This window comes from Gallaecimonas pentaromativorans (assembly GCF_003751625.1).
GTDB lineage: Bacteria > Pseudomonadota > Gammaproteobacteria > Enterobacterales > Gallaecimonadaceae > Gallaecimonas > Gallaecimonas pentaromativorans.
The window spans coordinates 196,319-214,652 of sequence record NZ_RJUL01000001.1 but is presented as its reverse complement, the minus strand read 5'-3'; the positions used below and the strand labels follow the sequence as shown (position 1 = coordinate 214,652).

Below are 18,334 nucleotides of genomic sequence, written 5' to 3'. Positions count from 1 at the left end.
TTTGCAGCAACTTACCCGAGTTGCAAGGTATTCAAGCTGAAGGGAGTTGCAACGGGCGGTTAAAAAGGGCGCAATGGTTTGGATACACCAACAAGAATTGAACAAGGAGTCACCATGCGCGTTATCGCCTTGCTTGCCGTGCTCTGGACCGGGAGCGCCTTTGCCGCCGTCACCGATGGTCTGGCGGCCGAAAAGGGCTTTTATACCCTCTACCCCGACCCGGACCACGGCGCACTGTGGGTCAAACCCCGCTTTGAGGAGCCCTTTTTGCTGCATGCCAGCCTGCCTTGGGGCATGGGGGCCAACGAAGTGGGGCTGGACCGTAACCAAGTCAGCGAAGCGGTGCTGGTGCATTTCTCCCGCCAGGGCAAGGTGGTGCAGCTTATTCGCGACAACCTCAATTTTCGCGCCCGTGGCGGCTTTAACGATGAAAAACGCTCAGTTGAAGAAGCCTTTGCCCGCTCCGTTATCTGGCAAGGGGAGCTAAAAGACGGTTATGTGGACCTTTCCAGCCTGGTACTGAGTGACCGCCAGGCCCTGGCCGAGCGAGTGGCCGAAGCCGGGCAGGGCAGTTACCAGTTTGATGGCAAGCTCTCCGCCATCGACTGGCAAAGCAACAAGAGCTTTGTGGACAACACCGAACTGCAAGGCATCCTCACCTTCAGCGGCAAACCTGCCGGCGATGCCATCCGCTGGACGGTGCCAGACCCGAACCACCTGACTCTGGTGCAGCGCATCTCCCTTATCCGCTTGCCAGACGATGGCTATCAGCCCCTGGCCTATCACCCTCGCAGCGGCTCCTTCCACGTGGATTTTCAAGACTACGCCACCGCCTTGGACCAACCCATAGAACAGGGCTACCAAATTCGTCACCGCGCCGATGCCAAGCACCCCATCATCTATTACCTCGATAACGGCACCCCCGAGCCGGTGCGCTCGGCGCTCTTGGACGGTGCCCGCTGGTGGAGCCAGGCCTTCAAGGAAGTGGGCATCGATTTTGAGGTCAAGGTGCTGCCCGAAGGGGCCGACCCCATGGATATCCGCTACAACGTCATCAACTGGGTGCACCGTGCCACCCGTGGCTGGTCCTATGGGGCGGCGGTGGTGGACCCGCGCACCGGGGAAATTTTAAAAGGCCAGGTGAGCCTCGGCTCCTTGCGGGTGCGCCAGGACCTTCGCATTGCCGAAGCCCTGGTGGGTAAGGCCCATCATCAAGAGGCCCTTAACATGGCCCTGGCGCGGCTTCGCCAACTGGCGGCCCACGAGGTGGGCCATACCCTGGGCTTTGCCCACAACTTTGCCGCCAGTACCCAGCAAGACGCTTCGGTGATGGATTACCCCCATCCCCAGGTGCACCTCAAAGGCGATGAGGTGAGCCTGGATAACGCTTACGGCGTTGGCCTAGGCGGCTGGGACCACTACCTGGTGCACTACGCCTACGCCAACAATGCCAAGGAGCGGGCCGCGCTTATCAAAGACAACCAGCAGCGCGCCTATGTTTCCGACGAGGGCGCCCGGGGCTTTGCCAGCAGCGAGCAAAGCGGCAATCTGTGGGACTTTGGCGCCGATCCGCTCAAAGCTCTTGAGCAGTTGCTGGCGGTGCGCAAAGTTGCCCTGGCCCACTTTGAACGTGACGCCGTTGGCTCCGGCGAGCGCGGCGACGACTGGCAACGCAAGCTCACCCCGCTGTACCTGTTGCAGCGCTACCAGGCCGAAGCGGTGGCGCGGCTGCTGGGTGGTGTCAGCTATCAATACGGGCGCCAGGGCGAAGCCTTCCTGGGGACCACCGAAGTCAGCCCCCAAATGCAGCAGCAAGCCCTCAAGGCGCTGGATAACCTGTTGTCGGACGACGTGCTGACGCTGCCGCCGGGCCTGGCCCGCGCCATGCCGCCTTCAGGCCAAGACCTTGAAAACCAAGCTGAATGGCTACCAAGCCGCCTGGGTAAGGATTTTGACCCGCAAGCCGCCGTTGAGGCGGCCGCGCAGCTGGTGCTGGCCCCGGCCCTGGCGCCGGCGCGCCTGGAGCGGGTCTATCAGCAGGCCAAGGGCCCTGATATGCTGAGCGTCGTTAACACTCTGGTGCTCAATCGTTGGCGCCTGAGCGATGCCAGCGCCGTGCAAAGTGCGGTAGCTTGGCAGGGGTTGGCAGAGCTTGCCAAGAGCCTGCCCAAGCTCTCGGCCCCGGCGGCAGCCCTTATCCGCAGCGAGTTGCGCCAAAGTGCCAGTTGGCTGCAGGGCCGGCGCGGCGACGAAGCCTGGCGCCGCCAGCAGCGCGAGGCAGGGGTATGGCTGGCGGCCTTTTTGGCCGACCCCAAAACCCCCTTGCCACTGCAGAGCACCATTCCACCGGGTTCACCCATTTAAGGAGCCAAGATGTCGGTGATTGAACATATTCAAAGCAAGCTGGGCGACCTCGACGCCTGGCTGATTCCTCACGAAGACGCCTTTTTGGGTGAATACCTGCCGGCCGCCAACGAGCGGCTGGCTTTTGTCACCGGTTTTACCGGCTCGGCCGGTATCGCCCTGGTCACCAAAGAACGTCTGCATATCTGGGTAGATGGCCGTTACACGGTGCAGGTGCAAAGCCAGGTGCCAGCTGGCACCCAAGTGCACCACTTGCACGAAACCCCCATTGGTGATTTTTTTGCCGAATTGCCCCAAGGCAGCCGTGTCGGCTTTGACAGCTTTTGTGTCAGTGCCCGCCAGCTGCGGCTGTGGCGCGAAGGGGCGCCTGGGGTTGCGTTTGTCCATGGCCACAACCTGGTTGACGCCTGCTGGCCCGAGCGCCCGGCGCTGCCATCGGCCAAGGGCTTTGCCCTGAGCGACAAGCTGACCGGCAAAAGTTGCCAGCAAAAACGCCAAGAGCTGGCGAAAACCATCGCCAAAAAGGCCGATGTCGCCCTTATCGCTCAGCCCGACAGCCTGGCCTGGCTGACCAACCTGCGCGGCGCCGACATTCCCTGCATGCCGGTGATGCTGATGCGCGGCCTGCTGTCGGCCAGTGGCCATCTCAAGTTATTTGTGGATATCGCCCGCCTGCCGGCCGACGCCGAGCTGGGCTCTGATGTGGAAGTCTTTGCCCCCGAGATGCTGGGCGCCGAGCTGGCCGCCCTCAAAGGGCAAAAAGTGCTGGTGGACGAGGGCCTGACCTCGGCGTTTTTGGTGGAAGAGCTTAATATGGCTGGCGCCACCGTGGTGCTGGGCACCGATCCGGCGCTTATTCCCAAGGCGGCCAAAAACGCCGTGGAAATTGACGCCATGCGCGAAACGCACCTGCGTGACGGCGCTGCGGTCAGCCAGTTTTTGTGCTGGCTGGACGGCATCGTCGCCAAGGGCGAGCGCCCCGATGAAGCCGCCCTGGCCGAGCAGTTGGAGAGCTACCGCAAAGCTCAGGCCGATTACTTAGAGCCGAGCTTTGACACCATCTCGGCAGCCGGCGCCAACGCCGCATTGCCCCATTACAACTTCCGTAACGGGACCCCGGCCAAGCTGCCAAAAGACGGCCTGTACCTGGTGGATTCGGGCGGCCAGTATCGCCTGGGCACCACCGATGTCACCCGTACCGTGGCCATCGGTGAGGTGAGCGCCGAGCAAAAACACCTCTACACCCTGGTACTCAAAGGCCATATCGGCCTTGGCCGGGCCCGCTTTGTCAAAGGCACCTGTGGCCACCAGCTCGACTACCTGGCCAGAGCGCCACTTTGGGCCGAGGGCTACGACTATGACCACGGCACCGGCCATGGGGTGGGGCAGTGCCTGAGCGTCCATGAAGGGCCGCAGCGCATTGGCAAGGCCGCCAATAACTACCCGATACTGCCGGGTATGGTGTTTTCCAACGAACCGGGTTTTTACCGTGTCGGCGCCTTTGGTATTCGCATTGAGAACCTGGTGACGGTGGAAAAGGCCGAGGCCCCGGGAGACCGTGAGGTGATGTGCTTTGAAAACCTCACCTACATCCCCATCGACAAACGGCTGGTGGACAAAAGCCTGCTGAGCGACACCGAGCTTGGCTGGTTTAACGACTACCACGCCAAGGTGTTGGCCAAGATTGGCCCGCGCCTGGAAGGCGAGAGCCGCCAGTGGCTCGAAGCCGCCTGCGCGCCTTTATGAAAAAAGCCGGCATCAGCCGGCTTTTTTACATCGCTTCTTTAATGCCTTTTTGGATAAGCCAGCGATTGACCGGGAAAGCTGTAAGCAGGCCGCAGAGCATGGCCAGCTGCATCATCAGCCAAAAAGGGGCCGAGCCGGTTTTAAGCGCCGTTCCCAGTAACTGTGGAAACAGATAAAAGTGGGCCAGGGCCATAAAGCCATACATGCCTAACTGCCAGGCACACAAGGATAAAGCGTCGGCCTTCAGCGCCTGAGATAGGGCGGCACCAACCGACAGGCCGGGCGCCATGGGCTTGATGGCGAAGTACTGGAAGACGATGCCTATTGCGAAGGCAAAGATAAAATCGAGGATCCACACCGCAAAAATCGGCTCGGCAAACAGGGTTTTCCAGCCAAAGGCGGTGGCGATGGCCGGAAAGAACAGTACCGCCGTTTCGGCAACAATATCCCCCAAGGTACAACCACTACCGCAATGCAACGAACCGGTCGCAACCTGCACCCAGGAGGGCGCAGGCTGTTGGTGTTCGTGGTGTTCGTGGTGTTCGTGGTGTTCGTGGTGTGACGGGGGGGGGGCGCGCCCGTAGCAAAGGTAAAAGGCCAGCAGCAACAGGTGCCCGAATAAAGCGCACAGAGGCCATACCCAATGCATGATGGCCATGTGCTGCGGGCGTTTTTGCAGGTCTATCAGGATAGCGATGGCGCTAAGCAGGCCCAGCAGCAATGACAGCCAAGCCAGCAGATTAAGCCAGGTGGGGATCATCTCGGCTCCTTTCAAAACGCAATAACCCTAAACAGGCTACGGTTTTCAGGTTGCCTTGCCAGCCTGGCCTGAATATCAGTTAGGTTGCTGACAGAAAAAAGAAAATTCCTGCCATCGCTGCCTAATTTCAGTCGTGAGCCAAGTCGCCCCAGTTAAAACTCTCGCCGCTGGCGGTAGACACCAGGTTGCGGCCTTCTCTTTTGCTAAGGCGCTGCCACTGGCGGCCCTTGGGGGCCGGGAACTGGCTGGCTTCGTCTATGTCCGGCAGGGCCGGGGTGGCGATGTCGTAGAGCATCATTTCGATGACCTCGGTCATGCCCTGGTTGGCCTGGTCAATCAGCCAATCCTGGTGGGCATTGAGAAAATCGCTGTATTGCTTGCTGATCCCGGCTTCGTCCTGCTCGGTCTCGATGGCGTCCAGCTCACGCTGCTGATCTTTACTCAGTTGCAGGCGCTGGTAGCCGTCGGTGGCCTTGTCTTTGAGGGCGTAGTATTTCTCGTCGATAACTTTGCGTTCGGCGGCAATTTCGTCGTTGTTGCGGGTCTTCCTGGGGGTAAAGGCCAGGGCCGGCGACTGGAAGTAAAAAGTGTTGCGATACAGCACCCGAGGGGTTTTCTCGGTACTGAAACGGCTCTTTTTCGGCGGCTCGAAATACTCGGCCAGCAGGGTCAGTTGCAGGTGGCGCCGGTCGCTGCTCAAGGTGTAGCTGGGGGTGAGCTTGAGGACGTTTTTGCCGTCTACCCCGCGCACTGCAAACAGCTCGGTAAGGCTCGCCGGGTCGTCCACCTCGATGATTTTGTTGCCCCTTAACTGCTCGTGGTCCCAAAAGGCTTTGCGCAGCTTGTGCTTGAAGCTGGTCTGAAACATAAAGCGCTGCATCTGGGCCTGGACCGGCGCCAGAGTGATGACGGCGGCGCGCTCTGAGGTGTCGTCGCCGTAGCGAGCCCCCAGCAGCTGGGCGCTTTGGTCCTGGATAATAACGCTGTCGTTGAGGCTGGCGTTGTTCTGGGGCGCCAGGGCCTGGCGTTTGGTGGTTTGGCAACCCAATAGCAACAGGGTGGTAAGCAAGCAAAGTACGAGATTTTTCATTTAGTTATCTTTTGTGCGATTTTTGTACGGGGCGATTTTAGGGAAGCGGGGAGTCCATCGCAAGACACCTTTGCGGTATAGTTGGGCCCTTAGCCGAAAATTGACCTGTTATGACGGACAACACCCAACGTGCGCTCGTTGTCGGCGAGCACATCATCCCCGTGGCACCGGACCTGCCCATCCTCGATCAGCTGCTGCTAAAGGGCATCCCCGTGGAATACCAGTGCCGGGGCGGCTTTTGCGGAGCCTGCCGGATGCGCCTGAAAAACGGTGAAGTGCGTTATCTCGACACCCCCATTGCCTACATCAACGACGGGGAAGTGCTGACTTGTTGCAGTGTTGCCGTCAGCCGCATCGTTGAGCTGGAAGCCGATTATCTGAAAAAGGAGTAAGCCTTGGACCCTGTTTACTTGCAGTCACTGGCCGCCTTTGTCGGCTACTTTGCCCTGGCGGCCGGCATGTTGCTGGTGTTTGTCTGGATTTACACCTGGGTGACCCCCCACGACGAGTTCGCCCTTATCCGCCAGAACAATGTGGCGGCGAGCCTGGCCTTTGGCGGCGCCCTGGTGGGCTTTGCCATTCCCATGGCAAGCGCCGTGGCCAACTCCCAGTCCTGGGTAGATGGCGCCATCTGGGGCCTGGTGGCGCTGGTTGTGCAGCTGCTTACCTTCAAGGTATTGCAGCGGTTGCTGGCGGACTTGCCGGCGCGGATAAGCCAGGGCGAGGCGGCGGCAGGCATCTTTACCGGCCTGGCGTCGGTGGCGGTGGGGCTGCTTAACGCCGCCTGCATGACCTATTGAAAGGAGCGCAAATGAAACGCAGTAAAAAAGTGGCCTTGACCCTGATGGCGCCTATCAGCGCCCTCTACATTGCCGGTTGCAGCGAGCCGCCGGTGGATGCCAGCGTCTATAAAAGTGTCGAGCAATGCGCCCAGTTTCATGACCGCGCCCAGTGCGAGAGCCAGTTCCAGCAGGCCAAGCAAGTCGCCGAACAAACCGCGCCGCGCTACACCAGCTTGCAAGCTTGCGAGCAGGACTTTGGCGCCGGTAACTGCGCCGTTCCCGGCCAGCAGCAATACCAGCAAAGCGGCGGCTTTTTCATGCCGATGATGATGGGCTTTATGGCCGGCCAGATGCTAAGTGGCGGCCGCAATCCGGTGCAAACCCAGCCTTTGTATCGCTCCAAAGACGACCCCAACACCTACCGCACCGCCCAGAACGTGCCGGTTTCCCGTGGCGAAGGCCCGGTCAAGGTGCGCCCCTCTGACGTAAAAGTGGCGCCGGCCGGTGTGGTGCGCCGTGGCGGCTTCGGTGCCCAGGCGGCACGTCGCACAAGCTTTGGTGGCTGATGAAACGCATCACGATTGAAGAGCGCCCCTGGTGGCAGGAGCAGGCCCGTGATTTGGGCTTTCGCTTTCACACCATCGACGGTGAAAAGTACTGGGACGAGTCCGCCTATTACCAGTTCAGCCTCAAGCAGGTAGAGAACGACATCGAAGATGTCACCCAGGAGCTTCACGAATTGGCCATGGCCCTGGTGGACGAGGTGGTGGCCAGCGAGCAAAAGCTCGAGCAGCTCTGTATCCCCGAGCGCCACTGGGACTTGGTGGCAACCAGTTGGCGCCAGCGCCAGCCGCATCTGTACGGGCGCATGGATTTTAGCTACGACGGCGCGGCACCGGCCAAGCTTTTAGAGCTGAACTACGACACCCCCACTTCGTTGTACGAGTCGGGTTTCTTCCAGTGGTTGTGGCTGGAAGATGCCATCAAGCACGACATGGTTCCCAAGGGCAGCGATCAGTTCAACAGCCTTCAAGAGCAGCTACAAAGCCGCTTTGGCGAGCTGGGTGTGGAGCGGCTGCACTTTGCCAGCGTGCAAAACAGCGACGAAGATCTGGGCACGGTGCGCTACCTGCAAGACATTGCCTCCCAGGCCAGCCTTGCCACCCGCTATGTGCCCATGGAGCAGATAGGTTTTGGTGACGGCCATTTTTGGGACCGTGAAGATCAGGCCATCGACGCCATCTTCAAGCTCTATCCCTGGGAATTCATGCTGGCCGAAGAGTTTGGCGACCTTATTGCCGACAGCCAGACCCTGTGGCTGGAGCCGCCCTGGAAAATCATCCTCGCCAACAAAGGTATCCTGCCGCTGCTGTGGCAGGCCCATAAAGGCCACCCCAACCTGTTGGAAGCGCACTTTGACGATGGCTCGGCCCTGGGCCGTGGCTGGGTGAAAAAGCCGATATTTTCCCGGGAAGGGGCCAACGTCGAGCTGTACCTGCCCGATGGCCAGCGCCTGGCCGAACCCGGCCCATATGACGATGGCCGCTTTATCCGCCAAGCCCTGGCGCCGCTGCCGGCCTTTGCCGGCAACCATACCCTGGTGGGCAGCTGGGTGGTGGGAGACGTGGCCTGCGGCATGGGCATACGCGAAGACAGCAGCCTTATCACCAAGGACAGCGCCCGCTTCGTGCCGCACATCATCAGCGAATAAAAAAGCGGGCTGAGCCCGCTTTTTTATTTCAGGGTGACCACATCTCCGACCAACGCTACCCCAGCAATGATGGCGCCGGCACCGCACTTAAAGGTGGTGTCGCTGGTGGTGAGGTTGTTGCGGTAGTTGGAGCGGATATTGATAACCGCATTGCCACCCTCGGTTTCGGCCCGCTGCTTGAGCGATTTCATAGCCGACAAAAACACCCATTTGCAGGCCTTTTCGTCGCTTTTCCCAAAAGCGTTGGTTTTTTGGTTGGTGCGAAACTCACCGAAGGTCTTGAGCACCTTGCCATGGGGTTGGTCACCGAAATAAAAGCGGATCTTATCGCCCAAAATTTCCTTGGCCTCGGATTGGGCCATGGCGTCCTTGACTGAGTAATCGTTGATGGAGTCCCGGGCCATGACCGGTGCGTTTATTAGCATTAGCGCGGCGGCGCCCAGCAGAATTTTTTTGTACATCGACTGTCCTTGTGTGGTTATCCGGTCGTTGGTGAGTAGCAGGCCACCGGCTGGTGGTGCCCTATTTAATCAAGCTGTTAGCTGGTGGTAAAGCGCGCACCGCCATGGCTTTCACACTTTGCGGGCCAGTGCCAACTCGTCTGTATGGGTTCTGGTTCTTTTGTTTTATTAATGTTAAATTCCGCCTGCTTTTGAGGAATGGCCAACACACGGGAAAGCCCATGGAATGGACACTGTTCGAGTCGCTGTCGGCGGCCGTGGTGGTGTTGGGGGTGATGATGCTGTTGCCAGCCCTGCTGGTGGTTGCGTCCAGCCGCCAGGTCAAGGGCTCGGTGGGCTGGTGGGTTATGGCCTGCTTGCTCGCTTCCTGGCTCGGTTTGGCCCTGTTTTGGGTGAAAAGCCGGCCACCACGCTCCTCCCTCTCGACATAACAAGAAACCTAAAAAAGCCCCTACACGGGGCTTTTTTATTGGTCCGGCAAAGGCCTCCTTTGCTGAACCGCTTTGTTTGCCGTCCTCGCCGCGTCTGCTTGGTGCCGTTAAGCTGGAAGCGACTAAGGAGGGAACATGGGCAAACGTATCCGCCTCATCATTAACGGTAAATCTGCCGCCAACGCCACGCTTCGCCAGCTTATCGAGCAAAGCCGCAGCCATGGCCATGAGGTCTCGGTAAGGGCCACCTTTGAAGAAGGTGACGCCGAGCGCTTTGCCAAAGAGGCTCTGGGCCAGGGCCTGGACAGCATAGTGGCGGTTGGGGGCGACGGTACCCTCAACGAGGTGCTGCAAGGCATGCTGGCCAAGGGAAAGCCGGTGGAGGCCATGGGGCTGCTGCCCATGGGCACCGCCAACGACTTTGCCCATGGGGTGGGTATCAGTGCCGACAACCTGCACAAGGCCATGGCCATTATTCTCAACAAGGCGCCCCGGCCTATCGATGTGGGCATGGTTAACGGCCGCGCCTTTTTGAATGTGGTGACCGGCGGCTTTGGCTCCCAGGTGACGGTGGAAACCAACCCGGATCTCAAGCGGGTGCTGGGCAAGTTCTCTTACCTCTTAACCGGCATCGGCAAGCTGTTTGATTTCCAGCCCATTGCGGTGGAGCTAAAAAACGGTGACGCCAGTTGGCAGGGCGAGCTGATGGCACTGGCGGTGGGCAACGGCTGGCAAGCCGGAGGCGGCATTCGCCTGTGCCCCGACGCCTGCCTGGACGACGGCCTGCTGGATATCACCTTACTGCCGCACAACGAGCGGGTAGGGCTGCTGGATATGCTGGACGCCCTGGCCCAAGACGGCCTGCAAGGCCATGAGGCTTGGGTCAAACGCGGCCAGGCCGCCGAGTTTGAAATCATTGCCGAGGCGCCGCTGCACATCAATCTGGACGGCGAGCCCATGAAGGACACCCATTTTCGTTTCAGCGTGCTAAAACAGCAGCTGTCATTCCACTTACCGGAGTAAGGATGCGCCGTGGCGAACACTTTATGCCGTAACCCATTGCTGTGGTTAACCTGCCTGCTGTTGCCTGGCATCAGCTTGGCGGACGATTTTAGCCGCACTATTAGTGACATCGAAAGCCAATACGGCGGCCGCCTCGGGGTTGCCGCCTTTGATAGCCGCGATGGCCGGCAGTTGGGGTATCGCGAGCACGATACCTTTGCCATGTGCAGCACTTTTAAAGCCTTGCTGGCTGCGGCGGTGCTGAAAAAGGCCGAGCAGGGACAGCTCAGCCTCGATACTGAGCTGTCTTATGGCAAGGGCGATCTACTGGATTACGCGCCGGTAACGGCGGCCCATGTGGATGAAGGGCAGATGACGGTCTCGGCCTTGGCCGGCGCGGCAATCACCTTGAGTGACAACACCGCCGCCAACCTGCTGCTGGCCAAGATTGGTGGCCCGGCCGGGCTGACTGCGTATATTCGCAGCCTTGGCGATAACCTCACCCGCCTTGACCGCACCGAGCCTTCCCTTAATACCAACCTGCCCGGCGACCCGCGCGATAGCACCACCCCGACGGCCATGGTGGCGCTGTGGCAAAAGCTGTTGCTGGGTAAGGCCCTTGCGCCCGCCTCTCGCCAGCAACTACTTGCCTGGCTAAAAGCCACCCAAACCGGTATGGCCAAGATCCGCGCCGGTTTGCCCGGCGGTTGGCAGGCTGGCGATAAAACCGGTAGCTGCGAAAACGGCGGCAGCAACGATGTGGCGATCGTCTGGCCAAGCGGCCAGCCTCCTTATCTGTTGGCGGTCTATTACAGCGATGGCCTTGGCGGCAGCGCCCAGAAAAACGCCGCCATTGCCGCCGTCAGCCAAGCGGTGGCCGAGCAGTTTTATCCCCCCGGGCATTAGCCGGGGGGAATAGAAATTCAATAAGATAGTGTTGTCAGGATTGTCCCGTTAACGAGAGTATTCTTTTCTCGACATTGTTATTTAAAATCAAGATGTGGTGCGCTGAGCATATCTATATTTGGTATAACCAAGGGAATAGCTTTATCTGCTCTAATTTCATTTATCAAATGGTGCATCGCCTTTTCAAGTGCAAGCTGCTCCGACGATTTTTGAGTTGAATAACCAGTTGTAATGGATATTCTGTTATTGTAATTCTCGGTTATCTTATAGTGCTGAACCGTAACCCCATAACTTGATAGGGTCGCGTCTACTATCCATCTGCCTTTTGATTCGGTCGGTATGAGAAAAAGGGTTGCGGCGGATGCTATCTGTTTTGCCATGTCAATACTGTCATCTAAACCTTCCCCAGATATTGCGATGTCCAATACATAGGGAGAGTCGTTGACTTCGTCAATTTCGCTAAATGCCAAGCTATCTGTAAGAATTCCTTTGGCATTGTAGCGGAGGCGGAAAGTTGTATTGACGTCATCTTGTTTTGGAAAACTGATGTTTACTCGTGTTGTTACAAATTGCCCTTCTTGCTTGGGTTGCACTTGATAGACTTTCAGCTTTTTTACTGGCGTTTGAGTGCAGCCAGAGATAAGAGATAGGGATACTAAAATGGATGTATATAAAAAGCGCATTGCATGTCTGCCAATCTGGTTGAGAGCAAAAATTTTATCGATTTCAATAGTAAGAACCAACTCTTCTAAGCGTCAAGCCATGACGCAACAATATACGGAAAAGTCAGTTCCCTTTACGCAGTAACGGCGCTCTTTATTGAAAATGCGCGGCGGTCAGTACCACCAGCCATAAAAAGCACACCACCTGCACCATATAAAAGCCAAAACGCAGCAGGGTCATGGTGTTGGTTTGGATGAGATACACATGCACCAGCGATTGCGCCACCCTGGCTACCAGCACCGCCATACAGAGGCCGTCAATCAGCTCGCCCCTCAGCCCCGCTAAGTGCTGCACCACCACGATGGCGCCAAATACCGGCAGGTTTTCCACGCAATTGGCGTGGGCTCGCATTGCCCGCCGGTACCATTCGTCGCCGGTTACATCATCGGCCCGAAAACTGTTGATGGCCTGGCGCCCGGCCAAGATCCGGCTCCAGCGGTAAAAGCCCACCGTAAACAGCATCAGCACCAGGGTCCAGACGGCAAAACCCAGCAGGGTCCAAAGAGGGATGGTCATAGCGGCACCTTAAGGAACAACGGGTTATCAGGTTAAGTATCGGTCTTGGTCAAGGGTTTTACCTGCCGGTGCAGGCCATCAGAGCACCTTGGGCGGCAGGTAGATGGTGAACTGGTTTAGGGGCTCGATAAGCACGCTGTGAGGATGCTGCTGCTCTTCATGGCTCACCAGGCCCATGCGGCTAAGCAGGCCAAAATCGGCGCTTTGCAAGCGGGCCGGGCGCACCTCCAGGGCCTTGTGCCACACCCGGTAGGTGCCGAGCTTGCCGTCCCGGCGGTGGTAAAAGCCGGCCAAAGGATGGGTCAGGTACACCAGGGCCGTTTCGGTGTCTTCAAAACCGGCGAAGGCAAAGGGCTCTTCTTGTGGCTGATAAAGGCTGACCGAAGCTGGCGCCCATTGGGCGCGGGTGTGCATCCGGTAATGGCGATAAAGGCCGGTGGCCGGGTCTTGCTCGCAATCAAAGCGGACCTTGCCGCGATACCAAGGCAGGCGCCAGAGCAAGCTTGGCACAAGCCGCGTCCATGAATCGAGGGTGGTACCCAAAAACCAGACGCAGCGCTCGCCGGTTTCGGTATCGATGATGTAAATGCGGTAGTTGGTCTGGCCCATGGTGAACTTGGGAAAGGGATAACGCGCCGAGGTAAAGTCGACGTCGATAAAGGGCACCACCGACACCAGCCCCATGGCTTCGCCGCCGATGTGAACGGTATCGAGGGCAAAGCGGGGCGGGAACAAACCTGCAAAGCGCGCAGCAGGCACGGCATAGGTGATGATGGCAAAGTGCTTGAGGCCGCAAAGGACATCAATACCCGCAGGCGCCGGCCTTGGGGTTAAATGGTCATCAAAAGAAAGCCTTAAGGGCATGGTTTATCCTCGGTGGCGCTGGGTTATCACCCAAAGCTGCTGGGCCAATACGGCGGCGCCATAGAGCGCCAGGCTCACTTGCAAAAAGGCCAGCGCCCCGGCGCTGACGCTGTCTGCCGGGTTTTGCAGCCATAAACCGATGGCGGCCAGGCACTGAGCGGCGGCCAACGTTGCCAGCAGGTAGCGCCAAAAAAGGTGGTGGCGAGCAAGGTAGTTAAGGGCAGTGAAGGCCAGGGTTATCAGTAGCGCCGTGACCAGCCAGGGCGTGCTGGAAAAGCCGCCGCTGCCGGTGCAGGCCATGGCGATAAGGCACAGGAAAATGCTGCCTCCCGCCACTAGGGTAAAGCCCGGCGCTGCGGCTTCAGAGGCGCTCGGCAGCGGCATTTTATCGCGATAACTCACGCGTACTGCTCCAGGGCCCAGGCCACCAGCAGAATAACCCCGGCCCAGAGCGCCAGCAGAAGGTAGCCTTTTTTCCAATACTGGTCGCTTTGCTGCTGGGACTGGCTGCGCCAGAACAAGCCGTGCTCAAGGTGTGGGCGCTGGCTGAGTAGGCTCACCAAGTAACCCACGGCAAAGCAGCAACCAAAGCCAAAGGCGTTCCACCACAGCCAGGAGAGCGCCGGCAGCGCTATCCAGCAATAGAGGTTAAGGCCAAAACCGGCCAGCAACCCGGCCACGGCGCCGTTACCATTGGCGCGGCGGGTCAGCAGCCCCAGGGCAAAAACCGCCAAGACCGGGCCGTTTATCAAAGAGCCGATGATATTGATGGCTTCCAGCACGGTGTCGGCGATGCGGCCCACGAAAAAAGCAAAGGTTAAGGTCACCGCGCCCCAGCACAGGGTGGTGAGCCGCGACAGGTTAAGCTCGGTTCTCTCGCTCCAGGCGCCGCGATGAAAGCGGCGGATAAAATCTTCCATGGTGGTGGCGCTCAGGGAGTTTATGACCGAGTCCAGCGACGACATGGCGGCAGCAAAGAGCGCCACCATGGCCAGCCCCACCAGCCCGGTCGGCAGCAGCTGGGTCATCATCAGTGGCACCGCCAAGTTGTAATTGGGGCTGGCGCCGTCCTTGGGCAGCGCCTCGACAAAGCCCGGGTGGGCGCTAGCAAAGGCCGCCACCGCTACCCCCAGCAGGCAATAGAGCAGTACAAAGGGAAAGCGCAGCAAACCGTTTAGAAAGAGCGCCTTGCGGCCATCGTTAAGGCTCTGGGCGCAAAGCTCGCGCTGCACCTGGCTTTGATCGCAGCCGTAGTAGGATACATAGAGGAAAAAGCCGCCAATCAGCATCGGCCAGAAGGCAAAGGTCTGGCCGTCACCCAGGCCGGAGGCGGCAAAGTCCAGGCTTTGAAGGCGCTCGGCGGGCAGCGCGGCAAAAACGGTACTGATACCGCCAAGCTCTGCCACCAGCAGGGCCAGCAAGCCCGCCAACACCACCACCAAAATCAGCATTTGCAGCACGTCAGAATAAATAACCGCGCGAATGCCCCCCAGCACGTCATACACCAGGGTGATGGCGCCGATTAGCAATACCGACCAGAAGAACGACAGCCCGGTAATAAGCTCAATCACCAGCGAGATGCCGTACACCGTGACGGCGGTGGCAAAGGCCCGCACCAGCTGAAAAAGGCCGCTTAAAATAAGCCGGGTTTTAAGGTCAAAGCGCTTCTCCAGGTACTCGTACACCGAGATAACCCTTAACCGGTAAAAGGCCGGGAACAAAAACACCATGATGGCCACCATCGCCAGCGGCACCGCCAGTTCGTATTGCAACCACACCAGGCCGCCTCCGGCGGCAAAGGCCACAAAGGCTGGGGCGCCGAGAATGGAACTGGTGGAGCATTGGGTGGCCATGGTGGAGATGGCGATGGCCCAGGGGCCAATGCCGTGGTTGCCCACGTAGTAATCTTCGCGCGAATGCTGGGAGCGGGAGAGATAGAGGCTCAACAGGATAAGGCCAACCAGATACAGGCCGATGACCAGCCAGTCGGCCCATCCGATTTGTGCAGACATAACAAATGCTTACCTTTTCCTTCCTGGATGTTTTTTAAGCTACCGAGGAAAAGGCAAGGATGCAAATGCCGCTAACAAAGCCCGCGCCAGGCGGGCGCTTGGTTTAGCGGTGGCGTTTGATGCCGGTCAGTCGGCCTTGTTGATACAGCAACTGATGCTGGCCTGTGGCCAGGGAAACCTGGTAGACGTGGCCGGTAAGGTCGCTGACAAAGGCCAGCTGATTGGCCAAGTCCAAATCCAGGCCAATGGCTTCTTTAAAGCCCCCGGCCACTATCTGGTGATCCTCCAGGCCCTGGGCGGTGATACGGGCCTTATTGAGGGTGTTGCCCCTGGGCTCGGCGCCGCGATCGCTCCAATACAAGGTGGCGTTGGCAAAATCGATCTCCAGATCGATAGGCTCTGGCAAGGCGCTCAGCAGGGTCTCGATATCGGTGCGGTTGATGGCATTTTGCCCTTGTGGGATCTCGATGTTGGCGCGAAAGATGGCGCCCTGGTTCCCTTTGGACGGGCCTTTTTGGCTCCAATAGATTTTACCGTTGGCATCGTCCACGGCAATCCCCACACATTGGTCGACAAAGTCGCGAGGCTCGGGCATCTTCGGCGCCCGTTGCACCAGGGTGGTAAGCGCAGTGCCGTCGGGGCGGCAGCGCATCACCCGGCCGCCTTCGCGGTCACAAAAATACAGCCAGGATTTGTCGGTGTTAAAGACAATTTGCTTGGGGGTGGTGATAACGCCGCCGCCCACCAGCATCCGCCGCTGGCTGCCGTCAAGGCGGGCCACTTCAATGGCGCCATCCGGGCCGTTCCAGTCGGCTCCCATGTTGGTCCAGTAGATAAGTTCGTTTTCTTCGTCCAGCAATATGCCGTCCGGGTAGCCGCCCAGGTTGTTTATTACCGTGGAGTGGTGGCGGGTTAGCGGGTCGAGTTTCAAAATGGATGTGCTGTCCCAGTCCAAAAAGAACAACTGATTTTTTAAAGATGAAGAAACTTCGGTATTCAGCATAGGGAGCCTCGCAGCAATAAATAAAACGCCATTGGCACCCGGGGAAGAGGTGCCAGCTCTGTATTTTCATTCGATGGCGCTTATGCTGCGCTTGCCGGCTATGTTTAGTGAATTGAGTTTTTTGGTGTGATTGTTTTAATTGCTAAAACGGTACTCTATTTGTCTGATTTTAAATGCGTTTAGTCGCTTTTGTTTTTAATTTTAAGGCGCCTGAATTTCTATTTTTACCTTTACGTTTCCGTTACTTTAAATAAGCAATTAAACCGTCATGTTCCCGACATTTTTCAGACGTATTTGTTTTTGATACTGGCCGCTCTTTTCCCTACAAGGCCTAAATGAAATGTATAACAAGCCAACCTTTTATCTGTTACCGCTGCTGCTGCTTGGCGCCTGCTCTGACGATAACAACACCTCCGACACCACCCCCGAGCCGCCGGTGGCGCAAGGGCGCTGGGTTGCCGGTGATATCCACACCCATACCGCGGTCTCCGGCGATGCCCGGGTGCCCACCAATGATGTCATCGACCACGCCTTTGCCAGCTTCGGGCTCGACTATTTGAGCCTTTCCAACCACATGCGCGATAACAGCCAAGACAACGACGACAACGACCTTGGCGAGCAGCTTTACTACGACGCCCTGGTTAACTACGAGCAGCCGGCGGTGCAGGCCAAGCAGGCCGAGTATCCGGGCAAGGTGCTGTGGTCGAGCTTCGAGTGGGACATGCCCACCCACGAGCACTACAACATCGGTATTTTGGGCAATCCCAAGGATCCCGAGGCGCGGCTGGCGGCCATCAAGCAGTTTGAGTACGAGTTCAGTTACAAAAACAGCCTCAGCGATTTTGCCGCCAGTGACGTTGCCGCCTGGAACGCCGCCGGCGTGGTGCGCCAAAACAGCACCCATCAAGATGCCGTGGCGGCCCTGGCCTGGTTGCAGGCCAATTTCCCCACCAGCAGCTACGGCATGCTGAGCCACCCGCGCCGCTACCGCTCCAGCTACACCATCAGCGACATTCGCGATCTCAACAACGCCGCCCCGGACGTGTTCTTCATGATTGAGGGCATAGTGGGCAACCAGTTCAACGGCAGCCGTGGCGACTATGGCGACAGCAGCGCCGGGCTGTTTGGCGGGGTTGACCCAACCGTGGCCGAAGTGGGGGGCTGGTGGGATGCGCTGTTGGGTGAAGGGCGCCGCGTCTGGAACATGGCCAACTCGGATTTCCACTTCAAGGCCATCGTGCCCTACGCCAGCGGCTACTACCCCGGTGAATATGCCAAGACCTACACCTGGGTCGACAGCACCAGCCCCGATGCCGCCGCGGTGCTGGCCGGGCTGCGCTCGGGCAACAGTTTTGCGGTGACAGGGGATCTCATCAACGCCCTGGATGTTGAGCTGGCCACCACCAGCGCCAAGGCCGTGATGGGGCAGACCCTCGCGGCTGCCAATGGCGACACCGTGACATTGACCATCCGCGTGAAGAGCCCGGCTGCCAACAACAAAGAACCGGACCTTGGCGACGGCAACTACGTGGGCACCAACCCCGGGCTTGACCATATCGACCTTATCGCCGGTAACGTTACCACCAAGGCCGAGCCCGGTACCGACGCCTACGCCAAAGACACCAACGACAGCACCCTGGTGGTGAAGACTTTTACCGCCAGTGACTGGACCCTCGATGCCGATGGCTACTACAACATGCGCTACAGCTTTGTTGCCAACGGCCACCAGTACTTTCGCCTGCGCGGCACCAACCTCGGTTACAACGTGACCGGCCAAACCAGCAGGGGTAACCCCGAGCTGGACGCCCAAACCCCCATTGCCGATGGCCAGGCGGTGCAGGATTGGTATAACCAGCTTAACGATCGCAACTATGACGATCTGTGGTTCTACTCCAACCCGGTGTTCATCAACGCCAGCTAACCGCCAACCGCCATAAAAAAAGCCCCGCAAGCGGGGCTTTTT

At 58.6% G+C, this 18,334-nt stretch carries 19 protein-coding genes; 10 read left to right on the top strand and 9 right to left on the bottom strand.

Annotated elements, in window-relative coordinates; translation table 11 throughout:
- Positions 1 to 114: 114 nt before the first annotated feature.
- Together EDC28_RS01000 and EDC28_RS00995 are read left to right on the top strand one after the other, a co-directional pair.
- Positions 115 to 2,364, top strand: coding sequence for a zinc-dependent metalloprotease (locus EDC28_RS01000; protein ID WP_123420371.1), 2,250 nt, complete (start codon positions 115 to 117; stop codon positions 2,362 to 2,364).
- A 9-nt stretch (positions 2,365 to 2,373) separates the two neighbouring features.
- A complete protein-coding gene (locus EDC28_RS00995; protein WP_123420370.1) occupies positions 2,374 to 4,110 on the top strand; it encodes an aminopeptidase P family protein in 1,737 nt (578 codons plus the stop codon).
- 25 nt (positions 4,111 to 4,135) lie between these two features.
- Here the strand turns inward: EDC28_RS00995 and EDC28_RS00990 are convergent, their stop codons facing one another.
- Entirely contained in the window at positions 4,136 to 4,870 is a 735-nt protein-coding gene (locus tag EDC28_RS00990; protein WP_123420369.1) for a DUF4396 domain-containing protein, read from the bottom strand.
- Positions 4,871 to 4,997: 127 nt separating this feature from the next.
- On the bottom strand, positions 4,998 to 5,960 hold the full coding sequence (locus EDC28_RS00985) for a hypothetical protein (protein WP_123420368.1): 963 nt from the start codon (positions 5,958 to 5,960) through the stop codon (positions 4,998 to 5,000).
- 110 nt (positions 5,961 to 6,070) lie between these two features.
- Between EDC28_RS00985 and yfaE the strand changes: the two genes are divergently transcribed.
- From yfaE to EDC28_RS00965, 4 genes are read left to right on the top strand one after another with little or no spacing between them, the layout of a single operon-like run.
- Positions 6,071 to 6,352: a class I ribonucleotide reductase maintenance protein YfaE gene (gene yfaE, locus EDC28_RS00980; RefSeq protein ID WP_083445747.1), complete on the top strand. Its 282-nt coding sequence runs from the start codon at positions 6,071 to 6,073 to the stop codon at positions 6,350 to 6,352.
- A 3-nt stretch (positions 6,353 to 6,355) separates the two neighbouring features.
- Entirely contained in the window at positions 6,356 to 6,760 is a 405-nt protein-coding gene (locus EDC28_RS00975) for a DUF350 domain-containing protein (protein ID WP_050657796.1), read from the top strand.
- A gap of 11 nt (positions 6,761 to 6,771) precedes the next feature.
- Entirely contained in the window at positions 6,772 to 7,308 is a 537-nt protein-coding gene (locus tag EDC28_RS00970; protein ID WP_123420367.1) for a DUF1190 domain-containing protein, read from the top strand.
- Positions 7,308 to 8,453, top strand: coding sequence for a glutathionylspermidine synthase family protein (locus EDC28_RS00965; RefSeq protein ID WP_123420366.1), 1,146 nt, complete (start codon positions 7,308 to 7,310; stop codon positions 8,451 to 8,453). The genes EDC28_RS00970 and EDC28_RS00965 overlap by 1 nt, the downstream gene beginning before the upstream one ends.
- 23 nt (positions 8,454 to 8,476) lie before the next feature.
- Here the strand turns inward: EDC28_RS00965 and EDC28_RS00960 are convergent, their stop codons facing one another.
- Positions 8,477 to 8,914, bottom strand: a complete 438-nt coding sequence (locus EDC28_RS00960; RefSeq protein WP_050657793.1) for an excinuclease ABC subunit A — start codon at positions 8,912 to 8,914, stop codon at positions 8,477 to 8,479.
- Between the two features lie 221 nt (positions 8,915 to 9,135).
- Here EDC28_RS00960 and EDC28_RS00955 point away from each other — a divergent pair, with 221 nt between their 5' ends.
- The 3 genes from EDC28_RS00955 to bla all read left to right on the top strand — a co-directional run bounded on the left by EDC28_RS00955 (position 9,136) and on the right by bla (position 11,253).
- Positions 9,136 to 9,345: a hypothetical protein gene (locus tag EDC28_RS00955; RefSeq protein ID WP_050657792.1), complete on the top strand. Its 210-nt coding sequence runs from the start codon at positions 9,136 to 9,138 to the stop codon at positions 9,343 to 9,345.
- Positions 9,346 to 9,480: 135 nt separating this feature from the next.
- The gene (gene yegS, locus EDC28_RS00950; RefSeq protein ID WP_123420365.1) at positions 9,481 to 10,368 is read left to right on the top strand and encodes a lipid kinase YegS; all 888 of its coding nucleotides are present in this window, start codon (positions 9,481 to 9,483) and stop codon (positions 10,366 to 10,368) included.
- Between the two features lie 9 nt (positions 10,369 to 10,377).
- Complete coding sequence (gene bla / locus EDC28_RS00945) at positions 10,378 to 11,253, top strand: class A beta-lactamase (RefSeq protein WP_123420364.1); 876 nt, start codon at positions 10,378 to 10,380, stop codon at positions 11,251 to 11,253.
- Positions 11,254 to 11,330: 77 nt separating this feature from the next.
- On the opposite strand, the gene EDC28_RS00940 is transcribed toward bla, so the two are convergent.
- The 6 genes from EDC28_RS00940 to EDC28_RS00915 form a co-directional block, all read right to left on the bottom strand.
- Entirely contained in the window at positions 11,331 to 11,996 is a 666-nt protein-coding gene (locus EDC28_RS00940) for a hypothetical protein (RefSeq protein ID WP_123420363.1), read from the bottom strand.
- A gap of 73 nt (positions 11,997 to 12,069) precedes the next feature.
- A complete protein-coding gene (locus EDC28_RS00935) occupies positions 12,070 to 12,492 on the bottom strand; it encodes an MAPEG family protein (protein WP_123420362.1) in 423 nt (140 codons plus the stop codon).
- Positions 12,493 to 12,570: 78 nt separating this feature from the next.
- Complete coding sequence (locus EDC28_RS00930; RefSeq protein WP_123420361.1) at positions 12,571 to 13,356, bottom strand: DUF2071 domain-containing protein; 786 nt, start codon at positions 13,354 to 13,356, stop codon at positions 12,571 to 12,573.
- 3 nt (positions 13,357 to 13,359) lie between these two features.
- Entirely contained in the window at positions 13,360 to 13,758 is a 399-nt protein-coding gene (locus EDC28_RS00925) for a hypothetical protein (protein ID WP_123420360.1), read from the bottom strand.
- The gene (locus EDC28_RS00920) at positions 13,755 to 15,368 is read right to left on the bottom strand and encodes a sodium:solute symporter family protein (RefSeq protein ID WP_050657785.1); all 1,614 of its coding nucleotides are present in this window, start codon (positions 15,366 to 15,368) and stop codon (positions 13,755 to 13,757) included. Before EDC28_RS00920 ends, EDC28_RS00925 begins: the two co-directional genes overlap by 4 nt.
- A gap of 103 nt (positions 15,369 to 15,471) precedes the next feature.
- On the bottom strand, positions 15,472 to 16,371 hold the full coding sequence (locus EDC28_RS00915; RefSeq protein ID WP_123420359.1) for a YncE family protein: 900 nt from the start codon (positions 16,369 to 16,371) through the stop codon (positions 15,472 to 15,474).
- 340 nt (positions 16,372 to 16,711) lie between these two features.
- Here EDC28_RS00915 and EDC28_RS00910 point away from each other — a divergent pair, with 340 nt between their 5' ends.
- Entirely contained in the window at positions 16,712 to 18,292 is a 1,581-nt protein-coding gene (locus tag EDC28_RS00910) for a CehA/McbA family metallohydrolase domain-containing protein (RefSeq protein ID WP_123420358.1), read from the top strand.
- Positions 18,293 to 18,334 lie beyond the last annotated feature (42 nt).